A 26,164-nucleotide genomic window follows, 5' to 3' on the forward strand; every position below is an offset into this window, starting at 1 on the left:
TTTGATTCATAAGTTCTAAATTTTTCAGAAGGGCATATCTATATTTAATTTCTCAATTTTGCGATTTAGGTTACTTCGATGTTTTCAAAAGGTAACATTTAACGAGCTAAGGACACAAAAAGATGATATATATTTGACCTCAATTATGGGGACTAATTCCTATGTGATAAAATGACCTTTTTAAAAAAGAAATTTGCAGAGGCGGAAGAATTACTTTTAAAAGTACGTGAAAAACAATTTGTTTTTTTCGTAGCTCCTCACTCCGATGATGCTCGGGAATTCATTGAATATTTTTATTCAGGATTACTTCAGACAAAAAAATGGCACATCAGCGATAACAATAAATGGAAAGTCATTGAATTTGATTTAAAAGATGATGTTTACATTGAGACCATTGAAAAGATCCTAGAAAAAAATAATTTTACTGATATGAGAGTCAGTCTGGATTTTGAATCGACAATGATTCAAAATCTAAGGCAACAAAAGACTTCTCTAAACAAACTGTATAGGTCGTTTCAATATGCTTTTAAATTTAATTATCTTTTTTGTATTTTTTTGGAGGAATTAAATGAAGATATTTTTTACGAAAAGATACGTGACATAAGTTTGATATTCGAGACCGCTGTCAGGCGCAAAGTGGAGCCATTATATTGTATTCTATCTCTTAGTGATGCACAGTTTCAATTACTTCAGAAAAAACCTGAATTGGTTTCCATTGCTTACTTTGATGATTCTGTTTTTCAACTTCCAGTTTTAAATTTTGAGGATATTGGCGCTTCACTCAATGAATATCCGCTGTTTAGAAATAGTAAGGAAGATGTCAAAAATGACTTAATTGAGGATATTGCTCATTCAGGCAATATTTTACTCCAATTAAAGAATGCCATTAGGAAAATAAGTGTGGGAATTATGCCTGTTCGTGAAGTCGTTCACAAACCACTTCAAATAAAAAAGGAAGCGGCACTTAAAATTAACTTAAAAGACAAAGACGAGGATCCTATTCTTGAGAAAAACAACGAGTCAACCATTATACAAAAGAGTATTATTGCCCTTAAACTGGATAAATTATTCGAAGGTATAGGTACAAGATTCCAAAGAGATAACTTCAAAAAAATATTATTATACGCTTTTCATATTTCTGAAGACAAAAGTTTATATCACAATGACTTAAATGGCACGGAATTGACTGCCGCATTGAGGATCAGTGAAAAGGATATATTGAATGCAATTCATCCTTTTATTCAAAATAAATACATTTCCTATGATCCTGATGCCCAAAGTGAAATCAGATATTTAAATCCCGATGCTTTTTATCAATGGCCTTTTTTGGTGGAATTGATTACTCAGAATCAAATTCTAACTCTTTTGTTTGATAAGATTACAGAATTGATTTTAATGTCCTCATTAGAAAATACCAGTGCAAATTTAGCATCAGAAGAATGGTCATTAATTGATTCTGGAGATTTGGATTTTTATTTGGGATTTAATATTAATAATTATCCCGGGCTTACCGAAAATATTAAGTTACTGTTGGAATTGAAACCTCCTATTGTTGAGAATAGTGAGGAAGAAAAAATGCAAATCCCCAAAATTAAGTTTGGTGCTGATAATAAAAAAATATCGTTTAATTTAGAAAATGTTGATAAGAAAAATTTAATTGATTCATTAAAGAATGAAGATATTCCATCCGAAATAAATCAACCTTCAGACTCATTACTAAACGATGAGAATATTAATCATCCGGAAGATAATTTGTACGATGATTCTTCATCAGTTGATGTAATTTTAAAAGATGAACTCCTTATTTCTGAGCAATTGGATGTAATCGAGCATGAAGAAATTACTGATGTAGATCTTGTAGAACTAGAGGATATCTCAGAGGAAATTGACATTCATAATTTGGAAGTAAATAGTGAAACTGACGCAATTGCGTTCAATTTTGCCACAAGAGATGAACCTATTTTAGTCGAATCGACAGATGAAATAAGTAGCCTTGGAGAAAATGATACATACCTTGAAGACTCAGATCAAATGAGTTCTTTAGAAAACATCAAAGAGAATTCTAAACGTGTTGAAGCACAAAATGCGGATAAAGAAACCTCATCAGTAGATCCTGCTCCTGCCGGATCTTTTAAAATTAAACCAATGGCTATAAGGCCACAGGATGAAACAAATAACGAACCTCCACCTCGCACTAAACTTACGTTTAAAAAGAAAGAATAACCTAAAAATTACTCCCTGATTATTATATATAGGATATAATATTTTATTTGGATGAATGTTTTTGTGGAACTTTTAAATAATATAGGACACAGACATTAATCTATAATGTTGTCGAATATGAAATATTGTTGTTCTTTTTTTTCTGTTCTTCTATTTCTTATTATCGGGTATTCAACAGCCGCCCAAACCTTTACGGTGACAGAAGCTTTTGACTATGATGATGGCTCTGCGCCATATTGCCTTCGGGAAGCTATTAGGCTGGTTAATGAATCTCCATCAAATACTCAAAAAATCATCAATTTCGCACTAACTGATGACGGTCTGCCTACAGATAATATGATATTTCAATATGACTTGCCACACATTCTTAATAATAATGTAACCATTAATGGATATAACTCAACAACTGATTCGAAGATTAGACTTTTGGGAAATAAAGAAATAAGTGACAAATGTATTTCATTTGGGCCTGACAATTCAATGCCAAACTCCAACTTGAATAACTCAATAAATAATGTCATTTTTGATAAATTTTTAATTCCTTTAAGGTTTCAAGGTTCAACAAACTTTCTTGCAACGGAATGTGAGTTTTATTGTACATCAATGTTTCTTAGTGGTGGCAATACTATGATTGAATGCAGACAATCCAATACTGGTCAATTAGATAATAATCTTATACTACCTCAGTATTTTGGAAGTAAACCAGATAATGTAACCAATACCAAAGGTATAGCACTTTATAATGATTGTTCGCTAATTCAAATTAATAATAATCAGATACATCAATGCGATCAGGGAATCGAACTGTTCAGCGCAAGTTCAATTAATATAACTTCCAATATAACGCGGTTTATAAATGGACAAATATCAAGATTTGGTAATCTATATTTTTGTATAGTTGGAAATTCTATGAATATTTCGTTTGGAGGTGCAGGCAACGAAAATCTTATTTACGGCCTTAGTGAAACTCAATACTATGATGTGGGAATAAGCTGTGATAATGTGAGTAATATTCTTGTTTATGAGAATTCTTTCGACTGTTTGACTGTCCCGATTCAGAATAGTGATGCATCTATGACGATTGATTACGTATATAGCAATGCTGCTGGTGGTTCAGGCGTGCCTGGCGAGGTCGTCTATATATACCAATCAGGTACTTTTAGTTCTGACTTTAATAATCCCAGATGTAATATTTGTACTAATGGATATTTATTTATCGGAACAGCTGAAGTTAACGATAAGGGCTACTGGTGTCTCAATTATCCCACAAGTTTAACGCTTATTCCTGATGACTATATTACCGGCTATTCAATAATGCCCCCTATTGGTAATAATCAAGGCAACACTTCGGATTTTGTTACTGGTTGCCATAATGCCAATGATCAATGCCCAACTCTTGATATTTCTATAAATAATACATTAGAAAGCTGTATCCAAATGTGTTATGATGCAACAGTGCTTCAAAACGGAGTTCCTGTTAGTAATTCAGAGAATATTAGTTATCAATGGTTTCTTCCTGGTTCTGGTGAAGAATATACCCCTGAAGTCTGTGTATTAAATGAAGGAACATTGACCCTAAGAGTTACCTATAAATGTTGCAGTTACCAATTGGATGAGATAGTGGAATTCCCAAATATCAACTTAACTGTTACACCTGTTAATGCGGATTGTAATAATAATTTTGGAAGTGCAAGTGTCTCCGTCAGTTCCGGCCAATCTCCTTTTGTATTCACTATTAATACGATTCCTCCACAAACATCAGGATCCATATTTCAGAATAATTATAACTTTACCAATATACCTGTAGGAGATTATATTGCAACTGTTCAAGATGCAAACAATTGCAGTACGACAATGAGTTTTACTATTGAAGGTAGTTCAAGTTTAATGCTGGCGCTCTTTAAAACCGATGCCACCTGTAACCAAAATAATGGAAGTGCTTCAGCAGTCGTAACGGGTGGTGCCCCTCCCATCACCTTTTTATGGGAAACAGGAGCCTCTACAGAAACAATTACAAATTTACAACCAGGCACATATAGCATTACAGTCACAGATATTAATCAATGCATAGCGATTGATTCTATCACGATCAATGCATCTGATGGGCCTGCAATCATCATAACAAAAATGGATGCCACTTGCGGAAATAGTGACGGAAGTGCCTCGGTTCAGATCACTGGTGGCATGTCTCCCTACGATATATTATGGTCAAACGGCGAGATTACCTCTACCATCAATGGTCTGGCGCAAGGAATTTATTCTGTTACTGTAACTGACAATAATAATTGTGTGGTCACAGGTGATGTCACCATTAATTCCGAGAATGGACCGACATTGAACATAACAAAAACTGATGCTAGCTGTGATCTGACTAATGGTACAGCAACCATAACTATTGATGGTGGTGCAACTCCTTACATTATTGATTGGTCCAATGGAGAAAATACTTTAAGTATTCAAGGATTAATTCCGGGTCTATATTCAGTTACGGTCACTGATGCTGCCGGGTGTCAGGCTAGTGAAATGATCACTATAAATTCAGTTCCAGGACCTAATGTTACAATTGATGTCACAGATGCAAATTGTGGTCAAAATGATGGAAGTGCAACAGCGGTGGTCTCTTCAGGTTTACCACCTTTCACATATCTTTGGAGTAATGGCTCACTAGATTCATCAATCACAGGTGTTATAGCAGGACAATATACTGTGACTGTAACTGATGCAAATGATTGCATTGATATTGAAACAGCGACGATCAATTCTGCCGGAGGCCCTTTGGTTGAAATTACAAAAACCGACGCAAACTGCGGACAAAGTAATGGAAGTGCAATATCTAATGTGACATTAGGAGCCATTCCATATAAATATCTCTGGAGTAATGGCTCTATGGATTCATCAATTTCAAGTGTTATAGCCGGCGAATACACAGTGACCGTCACCGATGCAAATGGTTGTGTTGTAATTGCAACAACAACGATCAATTCTACAGGAGGTCCATCGGTTGAAATAACTATAATAAATGCTATTTGTGGACAAAGCAATGGCAGTGCTGCAGCTATCGTGACTTTAGGAGCGGAACCTTACAAGTTTATTTGGAGCAATGGATCTATTGATTCGGCCATTAGCGGACTCATGGCCGGCCAATATACCTTAACTGTTACCGATGCAAATAATTGTATTGAAATTGCAACAGCAACGATCAATTCTATAGGAGGTCCTTCAGTAGAAATAACTAAAAATGATGCAATTTGCGGTTCAGCTTCGGGTACGGCCTCTGCATCAATTTCAGGAGGATTAGATCCATATGTTATCCTTTGGAGTAATGGAGCTACCACTGCAGAAATAAGTAACCTTTTACCAGGTAATTATCAAATTACTGTGACTGATTTTCAAGGATGTATTACAATAAAATCAGTAGAAATAATTTCCATTGGTAACACACTTACTGCCCAATCAATTGTAACATCTACCAGTTGCGGAATTGATAATGGCACTGTGCTTCTAACAATTTCGGGAGGTGTATCTCCCTTCCAATTCACTATCAATGGACCATCAGGACCACTTCAGAATAATGAGGTCAATTCGTCATCATTATTTGAAACTTTGACATCAGGGTCTTATTCTTACTTAATATTGGACGGAAATGGCTGTTCTACATCAGGAACATTTATATTAGGGAATAGTCAATCAGTTGATTTTGTGATAAGTCAACAAGGGTTTCAGTGCGCGCAAAAGTCTGGAACATTAACCATTTCAGCGCAGTCTGGAACAGCGCCTTTCAGTTTTACGATTAACAATATAGGTCAAAATAATACGGGAATTTTTACCGGTCTTATTCCGGGACAATACAATATAAGGATGACTGATGCTCAAGGTTGCTCGAAAGATAGTGCTTTCACGACGAATGCTGCATCGAATATAGTGGCGGTAGATGATACAATAAAATTTGATTTTTATTCCAATCCGGTTATCATTGATGTAGTATCAAATGATCAATTAAATGGAGAAACAAGTGTTATTTTGAATTCCGTTAGTCAGGACGTTTTTAATGGTGCAGGATTATTTATTGGTACGTTGCTTAAGAGCAATAATGAAAATTCTATGGAATTCTATTTCCATGGAGACTACGATCCAATTACGAAAAAATATACTTTAAATTATCCATTGGAATCGGAAAGGATGGATTATGTCATCTGCTTGGCATCCTGTCCGGAAGCTTGTGATACGGGTACTATCTTGATGATCAATGATGCAACATGCATAGATAATAATGGAGATTATGTAAATACCTTTACACCAAATGGAGATGGACAAAATGATGTCTTAATATTGCCACAATTTCCAAAATGCAAGATCGGGCACTCTGACTTCAAAGTATTTAACAGATGGGGAGCACCAGTCCTTAGCAAGGCAAATTATGATAATAATTGGGATGGGAAAAACGACAATGGTGAGGAATTACCTGGCGGAACTTATTATTATGTGCTGAATCTGAAAACCACGGATGGCAAGTCATTTGTTATCAAGAATTTTGTGGAATTGATTAGATGATGTTTGGGTTCGATGTTTGATGTTTGGGGTTTGATGGATGATTTCAAATGACAGATTTTACCAAAAGGTTTAGAAATGATGGGTGGATTGCTCACTTAATTTGGTATTCCAATTAGGTTTCTCGATTGTCTTGAATACGGATTTAGTTTCCTCGCATGAATTAAAGTAATAAACTTAAGTTTCGGATGTTAAGAAATAAAGGTAGATGGCTGATGTTAGATGTTAAATGGAGGTTAGTCAATTGATCCATATTTTTTCTTTAAAAGGTTCAATAGAAAAAATATCCATGTGATTGATGGAAAGCTATCTAAAATCTACCCCGCCTTGCTTGGCGGACAAGCTTCCAACATCTAACATTTTATTAAAATTTAAAAAAAATCTTCAAAAAGAAAAATTATACTACCGAAACTTAAGTAATAAATACATCACTCCCACTCCGTAAACAAAAATTCCTTCATCCAAGGCAGCTTCATCGTACCAATAGTCCAAGGGATTCGTGATAATAATAGATCATAAGGTTTTTTGGCGACGACAAGTTTATATGCGCCATCAAAACTCAATGAGCCATCTCTGATCAGGAAGTTGTACCGCAGACCGTCAGGACTCGTGCTCTTCAGTGCAGACCACTGCTGGCAAATATTTTCCAAAAGAGAGTCGCAAGTATCTCTTTCTTTCTTTGTTAACTTAATGGAGAAATCATAAATGAAATTCTTGGGAACATTACACAAGACATTATTGAGCGAAAGATGATATTCTTTGACATCAAGTGTCCCATAACTCAAATAATTCAATATAAAGACCGCTCTATTCAAGCAATAATTATCCTTGAATTCTTTCTTTTCATTTAAAAGGTCTAGTCGTTGAAACAACATGGAAATAAAAGGGCCGCAAATCACCAAACCTGCATTGCTTACCAAAAATGTTTCGTGCTCTTTGGCTTCTCCCATAGGTATATTCGTAGGGCTATATTCACTGCGGCTTTCGGTCGGATCAACACGCTTTTCATCAACTGTCAAAGATTGAATGAATAATTCAAAAATTGAGAAGGCCGACTGATAATAAATAGTTTCATTGCCCTCAAAATGTGATGGAACTCGTTCTTTTTGAAAATATATCTTCAGAATTGAAGCAAGTATGGATCTAATCGGAATGTTTTTCTGCTTACTCAACTGAATAATGATTTGCTTCAAATTGTTATCAAAAGAAGACTTCGAGTTATAATAGGGTGATATTTTAAATAATTCTGATATGCCAATTGAATTCAATAACTCGTCAGATTGGGCTGTATTGATTGATTTGCCATGAATTATTATTAAATCATTGAATTTATCCCGGAGTTTTTGAAAAAGCAGTTCATCATAATGCTGTTCATCCTTGATTCTCTTACCAATACTCAACTCAATTACTTTGTTAAATTCAATTTGTTTGTGATAAATTTCCTGTAGTTCACTTAGTTTTTCCTGTATTGTCAATTCAGAATTATCCGAAGATGTGTTATTTTTTAAAAATAGAATTTCATCCAGTAGAATTATGTGAGCCTCACTCAATAGAGTATGCCATTCGCTTTTCAACTTATATTCGTTGATCTTCTTGCCGGGGATTACTTCATTTAATTTTACCAGATGTTCCGGTAAACTAAACTCTTTGACATATTGAATTGCCCGGTCGAATTCATTGAATGATTGCTTATAAATTTTAGAAAGTAATTTTATAATTTTACCAATAGTTTCAGGATTGACCCCGGATTTTACCCTTATATCATTTATTTCATTTACTGCATCGAGAAAATTCCTGTAAACTACCTGAATAGAGGCATCCAGTAATTGAGTCCTGTCCAAATATTTTTCTGGTGCCTCATCTATTGATTTTGACGCACTTCCTACTTGAGGTTGCGCCGTTTTAATAGACAATGTTTCTTGTACATCTTTTGAATATGTTCCCTCGAATTCAGATTTAAATAATCTGAAAATAAAATAGGCCCATTCATATTTTTGGTTGGCGTCTTTTGTCTGAAGCGCTCTAAAATAGAAAGTTCTTATGTCTTCGGGCAAATTGTAGTGATCTATCTGCCCCAGACTCAGGTATGTTTTTTTAAGGCTTTCAAAACTTAATTTTTCTGATTCTATTGAGATATTCTTCTTGTATTCCGGGATGAAATATTTTATAAAAAATTCAAGATCCACCTTCAAATTCAAACCTAAAGTTTGATTCTGTCGCGTGAATAAAAGTTGAGGATCTTCTAATGTTTTTTGTGCTACATCACTTATATTTACACTTTGTTCTTCTAACAATGCCCATACAAGATCAATTTCATCTTTTTCACTAAATAGATCCTTTAGATCCTTCCGAATATTTTTTTCGCTTTCCTTTTCTTTTTGGGCTGATTTAATAATAAAAAGTGCAAATAATTGTTTGACCGTTACACTCGTTTTAATTGTAAGTTGAGCAATCATTAAAAATTCGGTGATTTCACTTTTGTAGCTATTAAACCCCTTATTTATTAAACTTAATATATGTGGGCTTACAAGTTCAATCTTTTGAAGTAATCCTTTAAACTTTACGAATAAATGCTGAAAAATATCCAATTTATGGCTGGTCTCTTCATCCAGAACATTCAGTAAGGCAAATCTTGTTTCAAAATCAAAATGACTATTCAAAGATTTAATTAATTGGGGAATAAATGATATCTCACTAAATATAGATACTATTTCAGATCTGATATCGCGTTTATTTCTAACTAAAAGTAATTTTAATGCTTCTTTAAAAAGGTTTTGTACTTCGGGTTCAGTGGAAATCCAATAAGGATATGACCCTTGTACAATAATATATTTAAAAGTATTGATTAGATAATTGATGTAATCTTCAGTGAACTCAGCTGAGTCTTCTTGGTCTGATATATCGGAAATTACTTCAAAGTAACGGAGCTTGTCTAATACCTCTTTACTTTTAATAGAATCTTTGTTGCTACTTTTTTCAGAAATTAACAAATCAGCGGCGGTAGACAAATAGTTTTGTATGTTGGAAATCATTTTTATAAAAGGATTGCTTTCATTTGAATCAACGAGCAACTTAAATTCAGACATTGCAATCATGCCAATTTCGCTTGACAATTCTTTTTTTAGGTGGTAGGATTTTATAATTTCTTCCAACTTATATAGTTCATTGTTTACATTGTACGATTTGTTTTCGTGGATGAAAATTAATGAATTGAAAAGTATTATTTTCTCAGCAAATGCGCTTTTTATTGGAAACAATTGAAACATGGTACTTTCAAATCGCTCAAAAGTATCCAGACTCAGTCCAATTTTTTTCGCATAAAATTTTATTAGTAATCTAATTTGTCTTAAAGAAAAAAAGTTTATTATTCTATAAAGGATGCTTTTATCTATTTTTATATGAAATGATAATTGATCGACTAAATAGAACTGTTCCTTTTCAATTATATTTATTATTTGTTGCTGTAAGTCTTCATGGCTTAAATCTGATAGAGATGTGATAGCGCCTGTTTTAAAGAATTGCAATAAGTTTTCAATAAAGTAAGTCGAAACGGCTAATTCTCTATAAGATACCCCTTGTTCATTAATATTCGCATTTGAATCCGAGTTATTATCGTAGTTGATATCAGAAACTACTTTCGACTCCTGGTTGAATTCATGTTTGATCAAATTACTTTCAATTTGCTGCAGAATTTGCTGCTTTAGGGTGTTTCTGGGTTGATCTGCGCTTTCGAGTAATATATTCAGCGTCATCTGATCATAGATAGTCACATAATCGCTGTTGCTATGGGCATCAAAAAGTTTTTCTAAATCAATTTCCATCTCCCCGTCCAAGAGAGCTGTCAACGCATTATTTATTTCATAACCATCATTCAGATCGTCAACCTGTATCGTTGCATCTATCTTTCTGATATGGTGCATGTTAGATGGTTTGTAAAGAATTTAAGAAATCTATTAATTTCTTTTTTGATGATTCTGTAGATGTTTTATTTTCTGATGTTTTGAGTTCTCTATTTAATTTTTCAAATTTTTGCATTTCTCCAAAATTCAAAAAGTGGATTTTGAATTTTATATGAATAGGGGTGTGTGCTTGAACCAGGTTTTTAAAATTGTTATGAAATGAAGATTGTTGAAATCGGTAAGGCCAGTCAGGAAGGATGATGGTGCAGATATTGCTAAAAGGATCCATGGAGGATAATCCCTCTTTGTCGGGTCTCAACAAAATATTTTCAATTAAGTGAAAGTATTCACTATATTGATTTATTTTCATACCATTTTCTTTTATCTCCTCCATTACCTTCTCACATTCAGAATAACGATTTGAATCTGTGATTTTTATTTTCTTTACTTCTCCCCAATAAAAATATAGACAGTATTTTCCTTTTTCATTCTCGATACCATAATTGTTTTCATTTATGATATTTGAAAATAATAGTTTTAATTCGTCATTATCTTTTACTTCAAATTTTAATGTATGTTTAGTTTTTGTATTTATTCCAAGAGTAAACATAGTCGTGTCGCGCTCTTCTAAGTTTTCAATACCCAAGAGTATCAGCATTTTAATATGAAATGCTGAAAGTGTTGAACTTAGATTATTGTCTGATATCGAACTCTTGGTTCTTTGCATACTTAATGTCGCATAATTTTGCAGGTATTTGCTTTTAAGCCTGATTTCCTTGAGATGCCTTATTAGTGGGTCATTTGATTGTTCAATTATATCTCCAGAGTATATATTTTGTGGAAACTCTTCTCCAAATCGCGCGCAAAGGTGATTTATAAACTCATTTCTACGTTTATATTTATTGTCGAAATTATCACTAATTGCTTGTATTGAATTTCCAAATTCCATTATTCCTTCTTTCGATACTTTATCAAACTCAGGTATGTATTCAGGATATTTTGTAAAGTAAGTAGATTCATCTGTCCTTATTAATGAAAATAACTTATCGACATTAGACAATTGAGCCAGATAATTCTGCATGATTTGTTCAAAGAAAGAAAGGTAAGCCTTTAATTGTAGGCTACTTGTCTTGAACTTGGCTGATTTTGATACGAGGCCATAAGAAGATATGCCGTAGATCTTAGGAAATTGATTTTGAATACTATAAAGATAATTTATATCGCCCAAAGCTATATTGGACGATAGGTCAGGAGTGAGATAATCTTCAAGACTTTTTTTACTAAATATTTTTCTGGTCTTGTAAGTTGATCTATAAATGTATTCTTGAGTTTCCTTATTGATTCGCAATAAATTATTTTCTTTATACAAGCTGAATTTGGAACCATTATAATCGAATGATGGAAAATATTTATTCCCTATTTTAATATGGTCTGATTCAATAGGCTTTCCATCTACTAATATTTCAATGGATTCAATCTTATCGATATACTTTGAAGAAGCAATTGTATATAGTAATTTAGATTTATATAAATTGGTAATATTTTCTATACCGGAATCTTCAATGGAAGCATCTTTGATCCTTCCATTGTCCAGAAGTGGTCCTGAAAGAATGTCTTCTATTCTACCTCCTTTTTGAATATCTGAAAGATAACTTTCGAACTCTACTGGTCGTTCTATTTCTAAATATAATATCTGTCTAAGTTCAGCTTGAATTTCTTCAGGAAGCATATTCCCTTTAACCCTAGCTGATAAATTGATACTAATATTAACGGCATCCATTACAATTACCGATGAAAGATCCTCTCCCATATTTTTTATTGAGAGGTAATACTTACTAATGTTTTGAACTAAATTTTTTTTATCAATGTCAGATTTTGGCTTGACTAAGATATTAATCAATCCTTTATAGCGAGCTCCGTCTTCTGCAAATGGTACCGGCTCCACCCAAACATTATCCACGTAATTTATAAATTTATCCAGGATGGATTTTCTATAATCTGAAATTGTCACAGGCAGGGTGGGAAATACATCAAGTGCGCTGTAAAGTGCATATTCTTCGGGGTTAAAATTTAATTTTTGTGAATTAAAAATAATTCTAAATATATCCAGTTCAGATTTTAATCCCAATTCTGTTATTGCAAGACAAAGTAATTCAAGTGCAGTGATACCCGGATCATGGATGTTATAATCTGTCCATATATGACTTGAATATTTTTGACATTCATCGATATAATCCCGCACTAATGCATCATAATCCGTTGAATCGGAGTATTTAGGAAATTTTTTTATTGTGAATGTTTTTTGCAATTTTATTTTGTTTGTCGTTTGTTATTTGAAGTTTTTTTTAACTATTACCCATTACCCATTACCCATCATTTATTTATTATTTTCCATCATAATGTCACCCTTTCATGTTTTTGATTAATACGATAGATAAATTTCATTTGCAGTGCTTTCCCCCGTTTACTCATCACGCGATTACTGATTACTAATTACCCATTACCCATTACCTGATCACCCATTGCCCATTGTTCATTATTCATTATTCATCATTCATCATTCATTACTAGTTGTCCACACTTGATTTAGGATCTCGCATTGTTTTGTGTTCCTGAAAGACAATTTGTTCATTTATATTACCAATAAGATCAAAAACATCTTTGAAAGGTTTTTCAAACAGGACATCCAGAATAAGTTTTATCTCGTCCGGGGTAAGTTTTAGTTGGTATTCTTTCATCACTATGATTTAAATTATTTTGGTTTGATACTGATGGTTCTTTTAGGTACAGTTGTTGTCGTTAATGGAGTATTTACTTCCACTTCTTTATTTTCTGGACTAGCAGCCTTGCCGTATGTAGTGCTGTATATATTAGAAACATTCAAGTCAATTCCAGTTTCATACTGCTTGTCCCAAATCTTCGCAAGGCGATAATAAACGTAGGGGGTTTCTAAACCCGGCATCCCTTGCCTGGTCCTTGATTTCATTTCCAACTTGTATTTTAAATCTTGGTCTGTGCTGCTCGCCTCATCTTTCGTCCATCTGAATAATATTTTATTTAGCCATCTTCCCCAGAGCCAACTGCTTGCTGCATCTACAGAACGCACTTTGTTTTTATTACCTTTTTTTTCAGACATCAATAAGATGCCATAAGTTAATGCATATCTTTCTTCTGTTCCGTTTATGATGTGCGCTAATGCTTCAAACCCAATGGTTCCACTGAGGTTGTTCAATAGTGTATGCCATTCCCCATCTGCGGGTACTTTTCCAACGGCAAAGCTTCCAACTCGTCCGGTTGAGCTCACCAAGCCGTCTACGTCGAGCTGGAATGATGGATCTACTTTGCCAATTCCTACACATCCATTGTCGACGATACTAAGCAAGGTTTTATCATTGGCAGCAATATTAAGTGAATTGTGTTTTTGTTCAGTTTGCCCAAGACTAATATCCCACAAAGAGGATTTGTTTTTAATTTTTTCGTAGAAACTAATCAGTTTTTTATTTCCTCCTTTTGACTCTAATTTTAAGCCATTTATATCGTCAATATCAATTCCATCACTTAGGATATTGATTGTCGATTGCACAAAGTCCTGAAGATCAGGATCATTGAATCTTTGAATTAAATTCTCCCTATATAATTGTTGTGCCGTTCGTTCCATATTATAATTCTAATGTAAATGGGTTAAAGGGTTTATTGTCAACTTTTTTATTATCGGTTCTAGGAGCATCTGATCTTTTTAATTGAATTATTTTTGTCTTTTTTAGGATGTTGTATTCATTTTTAAATCGCACGGGAGCCTGCACTTTTACAGGTTCTTCTTCATATTCGTCTTCAATGATACTAATGATGTGGTCCTGATCAGGTATGAATGTAGCCCAAGGTTTGGTAGGCTTTAGAATGTGCATAAAGTCATGACTATCAGCGCTATCAATCATATGATACTGATATCCATCCTCGATAATCTGAATGATAGAAAAACGCGTAATAAAAGTGACAAAATCTAGTGACTTTAAAAAATCTTTTAAAGCATCTACATGAATCTCTTTATTAAATTCCAAAGCATTAGATTGGTCAATAAACCAAGGACAAATAAAATTGGCGATTTCTTTTTTCAATTTAGCAATGTCATAACCTTCATTTCCTCTGTCTGCAAACTTTATATCGCATTGAATGCGTAAATATTCAAATTCAGGATTCCTCACTTTTATGGAGACAAATGGTGACATCTTATCGCCAAGGTATTTTTTAATTTGTTCCAATTTTCTAAAGTTGGCAATTGTGATGTGTTCTTTCAGGTATTTCAGTTTCCTGGGGACAATTACAATAATTACCTTATTAGAATTAAATTCATCCATTTCTGAACGGTAATTGATCTCGTAGGATTTTTTTTCTTCCTCCAGGTCGAGATATTCATATACCCTTTCTCCGGTTTCGCCTAAACCAGAAATACATTTTACTTGCTCGATATCATCATATTTATTTAAGATGATCCTTTCAACATCCCATGCTGTCCATCCACGATTCTTGTGTCGAATCCTTTCGCTTACCCGGGTATAGAATTCAATAAATGTTTCTTCAGCTTTTCCTCCAAAACTTTCAAACGGTTGATTCACTTTAGTAACTCCTTGAATTTTATTATCCAGAGAAATAATGGAGTGTGGCGGAAATGCTTCATTTAGTACTGAAGGGTCAGACTGATCTATCCACTTTGTGAGTGTAGCATTTGGAAATATAGCTATCGTATGATTCAATAATTGAATGTCACCGGAAGCACAGATCCTTATCCAAAACTTGCCTCCTTCCATGACATGGGATAGATGAGAGATATCTGCAGGAATCTTGATCTGTATCACTCCTGTCCGAGTGAAAGTATCTGTCTCGTCCCGGAGAATATATTCGCCCGGCAACTGTCGCCATACATTATTGTAAGTTAAGTATTGCCATTTTATTACGGGAAGTGTATACTGATCTTTATCTTGATAATATACAGGAGTCATCTGAAATAATAGGGAAACGATCTCTGTTTTTTTGCATTTTTCAAGACCTAAAATTAAATAGCCATCTTCTTCATATTGTGGGAGTAAAAACGGCAACTGATCCTGATATTTCAAATTTGGATAAATTTTTTCATAACCAAAAGGATGAATGTGATTTACCTCCTGAAACGTTTCATTCTCTTGAGTTAAATCAATAGTATCTTTGGCGGTATATTTTACAAATATATTGCTGATCAATGGCACCTCAGGCATGGAAGGAAAATAAATATCCGGTTCATTTTCATTCTCATCAGTCACGAGTGCTTTATTGATAAGCCGTGCATTTTTCAGCATGTGTTTCGACAGAATTTCCTGATATCTTTTTTGACCAAATCCATCCTCCGGCGTTTCGAGGATAATTTTTAAATAGCCTGAATTCGTCTTGGAATTAAATTCATTTTGATATTCAAGGTAATCATTTGTTTTATATCCCAAATTCTTCAAATCTTCATGATTCAAATGATAATGTGTATATAAATATTCATCTTTCAATTTATCACTTCCTATACGCTCAATAGTTTGAAAAAGCGGCCTTATGAATGGCTCTAATTTGAATTCACCATCTGATAAATTACCAATCCGAACATTAAAATCATCATATTTGATATTGTAATCTTCGTATTTTTGATTAAATAGACCGGGGGTCTTTGGTAAGTCGAACCATTCAATTTCAATATCAAGTTCTGCGATATTCTTCTTAAATATTTCCTGGCTTCCTAACAAAAAATATGAATTTTTACCTGGAGTTGGTCCGAAAGGAAAGAACGGTTGGGCACTATCTATTAGCCCAAACTCATTATAAATAGATAGATTTCGAATATTTTCCACCTTGGCGTCAATGACAACGTCTTGAAGGATAAGCTTTTGTAGAAATGAATATAAATATGGCTCTCTGTCATTATTTAGTAAAATGACCATTGTCGGCTGAACAGTTGATACAAATTTCCCATAATGTAAGCGTTCATCATATGGAATGATAGCAGGAGCGGTAGGGTCTAATGAAAAAGAGAAGCAAAGATGTCCGGGATTCCATTCCTCTTCATGATCCTGGAATATCTTTATCGTCTGAGGATCCACTTTATACCAGCCTTTAAGACTGCTTAAGTAAATAGTAATATTCCGTTTTTTTCCTTTAGAGCTGAATATTTTGAAGAAAATATCCATCATACTGCTCTTTACCTTTTCTTTTGAGGATATGTCTTTAAATAATTTCACCAAATCTCTTGTGGACTTTTCTGTAAAATTAAGCCTGACTGAGACATTTCGTTTTCCTTCATTAAGAAATAGAACAGGGGAAGATATCGAGAAACCAAGATTGGCATCGATCATATTTCTAAGGTTTGGCTCTTTATCCATTTGATCTTCACCGAAAGTCGGCCAGGAAGCTAATTTATCCGGGTTAAAAGGAGCTCCCATCCCGTCTTGAGAATTAGCCACAGGAGCCATAAATGACTCGGTAATTAACGCATATTTATTGGTAATTGTCTCTCTGTAACCTTTATCAAAATACAGAGATTTTACATCAGAGATACAGCAATGACCGACATTTACCGGATATAAAGTTTCAAATCTATGTGGTATGCCGTCTTTGTCTAATGATGCCAGTAAAACTGTTTTTTCTTCAATCAGCTTATTATCCACATATGGTGAGATTTCAAAATTGACATAAGCATATGGAGCAACATGTTTTTGACGCTCCTGTTTCAGAAAATCCACATAATAGATATGCAGAAATTTTTCTGGAATTTTATTAATAGAGTTTTGTAGTTTTTTATATTGGTCTAAGAACCCATATAATAATCCTATATGCGGCTGGTGATCATTTTTTTCCTCAAGCGATCTGCGAAGAAAAGGCATTAAGTTTTCTTTTACTGAAATAGTTGTTTCAGTAAGTTTATTGTAAAGGATTCTCAATCTAATGTAAATTGAATCTAATTCAGAAGGAATTTCTGACGAATCTATCTTTATATTTTTATTACTTTCAAGGATTTTATGCGCTGCTTCAAATTCTATTTTGAGTTTCTCGGTGAATGGAACAGTACCTCTAAGTATTGTGACGAATTCCTGAATATATCCTGTTACAGCTTGTTCATAGTATGCTTCCACATCATAATATGAATATTTTTCTAAATCTCCATTTTTGTATTGAATTTTCAATAATTTATTCCTGAGTTCCTCAAAATCTGACAATTGAAAGTAGATGATATTGATCATAATTTTAAGATGATCAAATTTTTTCGCCAGATCAGTAGTTGAATTAAAATTTTTTATAGATTCATTGAAATTAAATTGAGCCGTTGAAAGATCTTTAGAAATAAAGCTCGAAATAACTGCTGAAATATTGGCATTGAAAAATGGTTGCCAATCTGCATCAGAATTTCCTTCTTTATCATGAAATCTAAGTAGTCTTGAATATTCCTGAAGGATTGCTATTAATTCTTCTTTTTTCCTATCATCAATGGCAATGTCCAAAGGATTGGTTTTATTAATCAATCTCGTACTTTGCGTAGTACCTATGAATTTGGTATCACCATATGTATTGTCCCTCTCTATCATATGGTATCTTCAGGTAAGCTTGTACCTTCATTTTTATAAAATGGGAATACAATATTGTGTCGTGTATTGGTTGCTCTGACTCTATAAATGATTTCTATTCTAACTAAACCTTCAATATAGTTAGTGATATCTGTATTTACTTCAAGAACATCGACCCTTGGTTCAAATTCGTCTATGGCAGCGGTGACCATATCTCTGACATTGTATTCTAGGCTTGTGCTAATTGGCTCAAATAACATGTTAAACAGGTCACATCCGTAGCGAAGTTGTGTAACTCTTTCTCCAGGGCTAACAGCGAATAGTATCTGCAAACTTTCAGAAATATCTTTAAAATCAGAAACCATTTCAGTACTTCCATCAGCAATACTGAAGAGAGGCGGAAATGCCCATCCTGTGCCAAGAAAAGATAGTTTTTCACTATTGTTTTTAATTGTTATATTTTCTAGCGCCATTTTATTATGAATTTAGCCAATAACTACGGCCATACCTGTTAGTGTCGCAACCATCTGTCCAGATACCGTAGCTGTGGGTGCAGACATAACTGCTGAAATATTACCGGTGACATTTGTAATAGAACCTTTGACATTGGTAGGTCCTATGGAGCTAATATCGACGTTTGTGGTGCCTGATATTGATACTCCCAACTTGCCAGAGATATCTATTTTGCCATTAGAATCGATACTGATACCAGAAGCTCCCATCTCCATTTTATTTCCAAATGGATCTTCCATGGTTATTTTCTGTCCGGAATCGTCCATGCAGAAAGTTCTTCCTCCAGGTGTTTCTAATGTAATGGATTTGTCAGATTCATCATATGTAAGTTTTAATTTCGATCTGGAGACAAAACCCTTAATGTTATTGCTGTCTTTATGTCCATATGGTGATTCATGACTGGCGCTATAAACTGAACCAAGAATGATAGGATATCTTGAGTCAGCATTTAAAAAGCCGACAATTACTTCATCGTCTATCTCCGGAACATAGTAAGTGCCATGACTATTCGAAGCATGCATGGTCGAAAGCCTTGCCCAAACGCCATCTGACGATTCAGTTACTACAGGAATGTCCAATTTGATACGAAATGAACCTTCAGGATCATTTTCCAACTGCTTTACCTTCCCGATATAGAGCCCTTCCATAGCAGGTAACTGGCCGGTGGTGGAAGGATTGATGATGTCGTGCCTGGAATCAATGTACCAGTCTTTTTCCCAGCCAAGAAAGATCTCTGCAATCCAACTTCCACTTTGAATTACATGATTGACCTCCCGGATATATGCTTTTCCATCGAACCATCTTCCAAGACCTTTTAATTCAACAATCGTGTTTGGTTTGAATTTTTCTGTTCCGTTGCAGGTCATTGAGCCAGTGGTTCTAGACATTTTTGCTCTTTGAAATTGAGCTGTCGCCCATTCCTCCAAATCCGTTTCAGGTAAGTTTCCGGTACTTTGCAATAGAAATTCTTTTTTATTGAATTTATCTGCAAGTAATGAATGTTCTATCAGCCCTGAATTGCCTTGTAGATTTACATTTACGTTTCTGTTTGTAGCTTCTTTGAGCTGCTGTTCATCTGGATTCCATGAAATTGTTTTTACTTTTTTTAATTGAAATCCACCATCTATTTCAAGTTCTGATTTCATTATATCAGTGCCATAAGTAAGTAGATGAATTGGAGCTGAATCAAAATCAGGTTTTTTAATTTTAATTTTGTCGTCTTCTGTTAAAAGTATAAGTCCATTAATTTCAAGTCTTGATATAATAAAATCCCAGTCGCAACAACCGTATTGAATAACTTGTGGATGTTTGATCTTGGTAGTTTCGACATCTTTATCAATCCCATATTCACCAATAATTTCAGAAAAAATTTCATTATCTTTTTTATCAGTAAAGTATTTGTTATGCCTGCCCACGGTTAAATAATGTGCTTTATTGACACAATAACAAGTTACTTCAGAATGTCCGCCAGGCTTTATTGAAACTCCAACTTTGAGCACAACACCTTCAAAGATCTTTGCCATATTTTTTTGGTGGTATCCTGCATTTATAATGATTGCCTTTCCGGGAGTTACTACATCTTTATTTTGGAGTTCAAAATCCACCATACTAGGGTCTCCATCCAAAAAAGCAAATTCTGCAGTAGTAATTTTATTGATCTTTCTGTGAACATTAATAGACTGAACTATATACTGATCTCTAAGAATCTCACCGTCAACAATGACCTCAAATGATAATAGATCGACCTCTCTTATTAAAGGCGACTTTGGAGTTACTAATTGGCCGGCCATAATTATATTCTTTCTAAAGGTGGAAATAGCAATTGAGTACCTGCAGATATTTTTCTGAAATTAATTATTTCATTAAATTTAGCTATCTGGACTGCTTGGTTTGGGTTGGAATAAATTTCTTCACAATAAGTAAATATATTGTCACTCTCTTTGAAATACCTTAAATGTGTCATATCGGGTGATGACATCTTGCGGCTTTCTGCATCTGCGGGTAAGACGAATTCATCAAAGGTGAGTGTGACTTTTGCTCGCAGCGCCGTGCCATCAGTTTTAAATAAAACATAATCGATATTACAACTCTTAAGGTGGCATTTGAAATTAATCGATCCGTATTTAATTTTAAGGTAATGTGGTTTATGAATTGAATCTACATAATTATAAATTGCCTCTCCAAGCTTCTTTATTTCATCCTTAATAACTACTTGTTTCCCGGTAACACCGGTAGCATCTATTACAAAAACGAAGTTAAGTTTACTATCATCATAACCTTCAAACTTTGTAACCCTTTTATTTGTATTAGGGTTATCTATTTTGAATTTTAATCCATATGAGATAGTGATTTTTTCAGGTACTAGATCTATGCTGTAACCGAGTGCTCCGTCACCACTCATTCTTGCGTCGGTATAGGTCCGTATTTCAAGTGCTGTGGCCATAATTATCTGCTACTATTAATTTTTTCTTTTTTGATTATTGTAGTCATAAAATCCTGCTTAATAATTTCATCATGGTTTCGCAATAATTTCGCCACCAGATTTTCAATTTCCCGAAGGGTAACACTTTTATCTGTCACCTGTATATTTACTTTTAATTCTTTAATTTCAATTGGCATAAAATTTTAGTTTTAGAAATTCATTTTAGCAGATTGATATGCAAATTCAATTGTTTCTATTGCAACTGTATTTTCTTTAGCACTATAATTGGAAATAAGCCACTTGACAGGATATGCACCAACTATATCCCAGCTCATTAATTTTTCACCTTGAGGGTCTTCAAGAATTACGTTTATATTTTTAAGGACAATTGGTGTATCAAAATTACCATCTTTGTGCAGTATATCATTAAGCCAAGTTGTATAAAACTCGTTGTTTTGACTTACAGCTCCTGCAACTATTTTCGTATTAAAAGCTCTTTTCAATACTAAATTACCGTGTTTTACTCTTAATGGCAGTTTGTAAACATTGTTATTTCTACCGCCAACAATTACGTCTTCGGTAGTAAGTTCCGCTTGTAAGCCACTGGCTTCTGTAAACGTAAGATTTGGAAATCCATCTATTGTAACAGAATAATGAAAGGACCGTGGAATGAAATTAACCTTATTGAATGAAGTCTGATTATTATACGATGCCATATTTATGTTGTTAATATTTCTTCATAAGAGAATTCCATAGTCTCAATTGCAATTGCATTTTCTGTAGATTTCAAATCCGTTCCAGTAAATTTAATAGGGCAAGCTTGTTTTATATTCCAATCCATGACAAGGGCGCCACTTTCAGAAAGTAGTTCTACTAGAATGTCAAATTTATTTGTCTCGTCAGTAAATGTATTTAAGTATACAGGATCGAATAACGTTCTCAGTGCTTTATCACCATCGAAAATTCCTTTTTTTAAAATAAGGTTACTTGTTTTTAGCAAGCCTGTTAATTTCATTGTATGAATTTCTTTGCCTCCTACACGATATTCAATGATGGGTGATTCAGCTTGTAACCCTGTAGCTTCTTGAAAGCTAAATACTTCACCAGCGATAGTCACCCGGAATTGATATTTTGCAACCGGCCATTTTCGTTCTTCAGTTTTTGCCATAATTCAGATGCTAGATGCTAGCCACTAGATGCTAGACAATATATACGAAAGGATAAATTAGTAATTAAATTAGAAAAAATAGCCCTGAATAATTTTCAAAATTCAGGGCCGATCTAGTTTAAAGTTCAGTTTTGATCTCTTCGTAAGCAAATTCGATCGTCTCTATAGAGACTTCATTTGCTGTTGATTTAAGGTCCGTTCCGCTGAATTTGACAGGGAAAGCTCTGGATATGTTCCAAGTCATTACAGTGGAGGCTGTTTCATCCAATAACTCTACAATGATGTCAATTCTGTCATCCTGAGTATAGTAGGTTTTATCGTAGATCTTATTGAAGATATCCAGCAATCTGCTGTCTGTTTCAAATACTCCTTTTTTAAGTACTAGATTACTTGTCTTGACGAGACCTGCTTGCTTTATCACATGAAAAGCTTCACTGTCTCCATTCCTGTATTCTATTGGTGTCGTCTCAGCTTGTAAGCCAGATGCTTCCTGAAAGCTTATCTGCTCACCGTCTATCGTTACACGAAAATGATATTTTGCAACCGGCCATTGGTTTTCGAAATCTGCCATTGTTTATTTATTTTAATTTTTTTACTAAATAATTGATTGAATTAAACACCCATTGGTTCAGTGACGAAACCACCTGTTTCCTGTAGTTTTTGCTCGAATGTAATTTCTATAAATTCCGCAGGTCTGCTTACTGCAACTCTTACCAAAACTCTGAGTAACCCTTCCAAGATATCTTGAGGTGTCATCGTAATGCCGAGTCCTACATGAACTTCGAAAGCATCACCTGTGGTGTTGCCGACCAAGGCACCACTTCTCCAAGCCAGCGTAAGGAAGTTTTCTATAGAGGTTCTGATTTTAACCCAAGTCTGAGCTGTGTTAGGGTCAAATACATAATTTTCAACTGCACTTTTGATTGATTGCTCTAGCATGATCATAGTGCGCCGTACGTTGATATATCTCCAGTCCTGACTGTTTCCATCTAGTGTTCTGGCTCCCCATACCAATATGCCTTTTCCGATAAATGTACGGATGGCATTGATTGCTTTTCCATTGATTGGAAGGTTCAAGTCTTCTTGGTTTTCTGCAGTTATAGGAATTGTAGGAGAAGTAACGCCATACATTGAAATGTTAGCCGGAGCCTTATGAACACCTGTGGTGTTGTCTACTAATGTGTAGATTCCTGCCATAGCTGCTGCTGCTGGAAGTATGTTTATCGCTTCTTTAATAGAATTGAGAATTGTTTTGTAGAGTGGACTGATTGTTCTCAGCGTGTTATCCAATACAAGTGTATCCGCAGAGTTATCTTTAAGTTTGTCGATTTCGAATTTAGCGGCTTCGAACAATCTGATAGAGCGCTCATCATAGTTCTTAAGGTTTCTACTGGCAGGAGTTGTTACTTTTTTTACTTTGTCGTCCGGCTTGGCTTTTTCGTCCGGAGCGCCTTCCGGTGCTTCTGCAACATCCTCAAATGCTGTCGCTATTTGTAGATAATTTTGTTCAGCTTCAGCAGTTAATATTTTAATTAATTCTGGAGTATTGCTGACGTTTTTATAAGATATTTCGGAACTTGTAACTATAGTTGTATTTAACCATGGGTAGTAAGCTGCGCCAAAATTTAAAAAGTTATTTCCAACGCCTTCTCTGAAAGTAGTAATAACATCCACTTTGTCAAATGACCTCTTTTGATCACCGTCGTATACATCGAAAATACCGAAACGTGATTTCATCGTGTACCCACAATGCTTTAATACATCCTGATAAAATGACATACATTCCGCTTTAGGAAGTAAAGTCGCATCTGGAGAGCATATCAACGTTGGTTCTTGCTCTGTTAAAAGTGTATTAAGCCCACTGTTATTTTCATTATCATTCAGATCACGATAGTTGACGCCCCCTGTATAATCACCTACAGAAACGATGTAGCAGGTACCGCCACCGTTCGCATAGAATAATCTCATACTGTTGTACAATAGGTATTGTGTTGGTTTGTCTACCCGGAGATCAAATTCCAGATTCCCTTTTGCTTTGAGGTTAAATTGAATTCGGGGTGCTCCACCAAAGAATGTCACAAATTCTGACATGGAAGAAACCCTTGTCGGCATGTTTCGGAGTGAAGAATTGCCGTTCAATGCTTTTTCTGTATAACCAATAAATGCAGGAACAGCCGTTGGCACGGCAACTACTGAATTGGTAAAGGCGTTTCTCTCCTTGATATAAACACCCGGCGTTGCATATTGCATCATAAGTTAAAAGGTTTATAGTTTATTATAATTAAGTTTTATTTATACTAGAATGGTATAATTTCTAATTTCTGACTTCTAATTTGTAATTAATATTATTTTTTACGAAACATCCATCTAACATTTATCTTTGTCCACCCCCTTGGCCCCCTCCAAAGGGGGACATATTTTCTGTTGGAGAAAATGTACTTCGTAGGTTTATTCTAATTTCTGACTTCTAATTTCTAATTTCTGATTTCTAACTTCAAATTTCTGACCACTGACCACTGACCACTGACTACTAATTTCATATATACACATACATCAAAGAATATGTCATTCCTGACTTTCTGTCAATGCGCTGTACATTTTTGAATGTAGGAATCGGCATTCTTATAGAAGACTGATTCCATTTTTTTGCATTATTTATTTTCATTTTCAAAATCTCATGATTGAAAGTATTTATCCTTAATGGCTTTAATTCTTTAAATGTCGCATGTATACATTTTACCCCATTGACCAATTCAGTTCTCACTAAAGGCAACAATTGAATTTTTTCTCCATTCATATCGAAGGAGACTTCATTGATATCGTAAATATTTTTTTCTTCTGATCTTGAGATTAAAATATATTGCCAATGTGTAGTTTTAGTATCAAAAGATATCTGCATGTTTTGAGTCTCGAATTTCTTTCCATCCCAAATTGTCTTTGATTTACCTGGTGGATTAAAAAATATTTCCACTGCGATATTTAATTGTTTTTTGTTAGTGACATAAAAACGATTAAACTCTTTGCCATTTATTTTAATTATACATGCTCCCTGATTGCTTTTCGTAAAATCACAATTAAGAAATGTTGTTTTATTGTCAACATTTTGTAATTCAAATTTTACATGCTCTAATCTTTGTAACATGGCATCAAAAAAGGTTACCTCCTCAGTACTTATTTTTTCAGAAACTTTAAAAGAGCATAAAGGAGTCATCAATTCTAGTGTTTCTAAAGCCTCTGGATCAATGTATTCTTTGTCGTTCAAAGAAGTAAAGCTGTCATCGATTGGGAACTGCTTGATATTGTTGATATAGCTGATTTTCAATCTATTAGCCAGGTATTCTGTGTTGCTTACCAATAAAAAATCTTTATTGTTGATTAGCCCTTCCAGATTTATTTTATTCGTGGGGTTTTTTAAAGTCAAAGCCATCGATTCTGACTGAAGGTCATTCATAAATATGGCATAAGTATCATTGTGTTTTCTGAATACACAATTAATTCGTTTAAGAAAGTCAACAGTTACTTCACCAGGTTCAAAATCTATAAGATCCACCACCTTCACGTTGGGCGCTCTATGTCTAAGCTTCAATGCAATCCATCTGGACCATTTACTTAAATATGAATTTGGTGCTATCATTTATTAAGTTTGGAGTTTGTTGTTTGGAGTTTGTTTGAATTTATTTTTTTATGAAAATTAATAGATTAAAATGGTTTCTGGTTATGATGACACACCCCGCCTGTCGGCACCCCCACCTATTCACGTGGGCAAGCCTCTGTTAGAGGGGAAGCACAGATTATTCGGTACTTATCATTTATCATTTAT

16 protein-coding genes are annotated in these 26,164 nt (G+C 34.3%); 2 read left to right on the plus strand and 14 right to left on the minus strand.

Going from position 1 to position 26,164, the window contains the following annotated elements; genetic code table 11:
- Nucleotides 1-171: 171 nt before the first annotated feature.
- Together IPI15_RS00545 and IPI15_RS00550 are read left to right on the plus strand one after the other, a co-directional pair.
- Nucleotides 172-2,223 carry a hypothetical protein gene (locus IPI15_RS00545; protein WP_287418787.1) on the plus strand — a complete coding sequence of 684 codons (2,052 nt, stop codon included), beginning with the start codon at nucleotides 172-174 and terminating at the stop codon, nucleotides 2,221-2,223.
- A 117-nt stretch (nucleotides 2,224-2,340) separates the two neighbouring features.
- On the plus strand, nucleotides 2,341-6,774 hold the full coding sequence (locus IPI15_RS00550; protein WP_287418788.1) for a T9SS type B sorting domain-containing protein: 4,434 nt from the start codon (nucleotides 2,341-2,343) through the stop codon (nucleotides 6,772-6,774).
- A gap of 425 nt (nucleotides 6,775-7,199) precedes the next feature.
- Here IPI15_RS00550 and IPI15_RS00555 read toward each other — a convergent pair whose 3' ends face one another.
- From IPI15_RS00555 to IPI15_RS00620, 14 genes are all read right to left on the minus strand, one after another.
- Nucleotides 7,200-10,691, minus strand: a complete 3,492-nt coding sequence (locus tag IPI15_RS00555) for a contractile injection system tape measure protein (protein WP_287418789.1) — start codon at nucleotides 10,689-10,691, stop codon at nucleotides 7,200-7,202.
- Nucleotide 10,692: 1 nt separating this feature from the next.
- On the minus strand, nucleotides 10,693-12,978 hold the full coding sequence (locus tag IPI15_RS00560; protein WP_287402430.1) for a hypothetical protein: 2,286 nt from the start codon (nucleotides 12,976-12,978) through the stop codon (nucleotides 10,693-10,695).
- A 259-nt stretch (nucleotides 12,979-13,237) separates the two neighbouring features.
- On the minus strand, nucleotides 13,238-13,408 hold the full coding sequence (locus IPI15_RS00565) for a hypothetical protein (protein ID WP_287402431.1): 171 nt from the start codon (nucleotides 13,406-13,408) through the stop codon (nucleotides 13,238-13,240).
- A 14-nt stretch (nucleotides 13,409-13,422) separates the two neighbouring features.
- Nucleotides 13,423-14,328 carry a hypothetical protein gene (locus IPI15_RS00570; protein WP_287402432.1) on the minus strand — a complete coding sequence of 302 codons (906 nt, stop codon included), beginning with the start codon at nucleotides 14,326-14,328 and terminating at the stop codon, nucleotides 13,423-13,425.
- Nucleotide 14,329: 1 nt separating this feature from the next.
- The gene (locus IPI15_RS00575) at nucleotides 14,330-18,262 is read right to left on the minus strand and encodes a baseplate J/gp47 family protein (RefSeq protein ID WP_287418790.1); all 3,933 of its coding nucleotides are present in this window, start codon (nucleotides 18,260-18,262) and stop codon (nucleotides 14,330-14,332) included.
- The gene (locus IPI15_RS00580; protein WP_287402436.1) at nucleotides 18,259-18,714 is read right to left on the minus strand and encodes a GPW/gp25 family protein; all 456 of its coding nucleotides are present in this window, start codon (nucleotides 18,712-18,714) and stop codon (nucleotides 18,259-18,261) included. Before IPI15_RS00580 ends, IPI15_RS00575 begins: the two co-directional genes overlap by 4 nt.
- Before the next feature lie 12 nt (nucleotides 18,715-18,726).
- Nucleotides 18,727-20,544: a type VI secretion system tip protein VgrG gene (gene vgrG / locus IPI15_RS00585; protein ID WP_287402438.1), complete on the minus strand. Its 1,818-nt coding sequence runs from the start codon at nucleotides 20,542-20,544 to the stop codon at nucleotides 18,727-18,729.
- A 2-nt stretch (nucleotides 20,545-20,546) separates the two neighbouring features.
- On the minus strand, nucleotides 20,547-21,197 hold the full coding sequence (locus IPI15_RS00590) for a CIS tube protein (protein ID WP_287418792.1): 651 nt from the start codon (nucleotides 21,195-21,197) through the stop codon (nucleotides 20,547-20,549).
- Between the two features lie 2 nt (nucleotides 21,198-21,199).
- On the minus strand, nucleotides 21,200-21,373 hold the full coding sequence (locus tag IPI15_RS00595) for a hypothetical protein (RefSeq protein WP_287402442.1): 174 nt from the start codon (nucleotides 21,371-21,373) through the stop codon (nucleotides 21,200-21,202).
- Between the two features lie 12 nt (nucleotides 21,374-21,385).
- Complete coding sequence (locus IPI15_RS00600; protein WP_287402443.1) at nucleotides 21,386-21,892, minus strand: phage tail protein; 507 nt, start codon at nucleotides 21,890-21,892, stop codon at nucleotides 21,386-21,388.
- Between the two features lie 2 nt (nucleotides 21,893-21,894).
- Complete coding sequence (locus tag IPI15_RS00605; protein ID WP_287402444.1) at nucleotides 21,895-22,344, minus strand: phage tail protein; 450 nt, start codon at nucleotides 22,342-22,344, stop codon at nucleotides 21,895-21,897.
- 118 nt (nucleotides 22,345-22,462) lie between these two features.
- On the minus strand, nucleotides 22,463-22,915 hold the full coding sequence (locus IPI15_RS00610; RefSeq protein ID WP_287402446.1) for a phage tail protein: 453 nt from the start codon (nucleotides 22,913-22,915) through the stop codon (nucleotides 22,463-22,465).
- Nucleotides 22,916-22,956: 41 nt separating this feature from the next.
- Nucleotides 22,957-24,597: a phage tail sheath family protein gene (locus tag IPI15_RS00615; RefSeq protein WP_287402448.1), complete on the minus strand. Its 1,641-nt coding sequence runs from the start codon at nucleotides 24,595-24,597 to the stop codon at nucleotides 22,957-22,959.
- A 283-nt stretch (nucleotides 24,598-24,880) separates the two neighbouring features.
- Nucleotides 24,881-25,978: a hypothetical protein gene (locus IPI15_RS00620; protein WP_287418794.1), complete on the minus strand. Its 1,098-nt coding sequence runs from the start codon at nucleotides 25,976-25,978 to the stop codon at nucleotides 24,881-24,883.
- Nucleotides 25,979-26,164 lie beyond the last annotated feature (186 nt).

The organism is Candidatus Brachybacter algidus (genome assembly GCF_016707225.1).
Lineage (GTDB): Bacteria > Bacteroidota > Bacteroidia > Chitinophagales > Saprospiraceae > Parvibacillus > Parvibacillus algidus.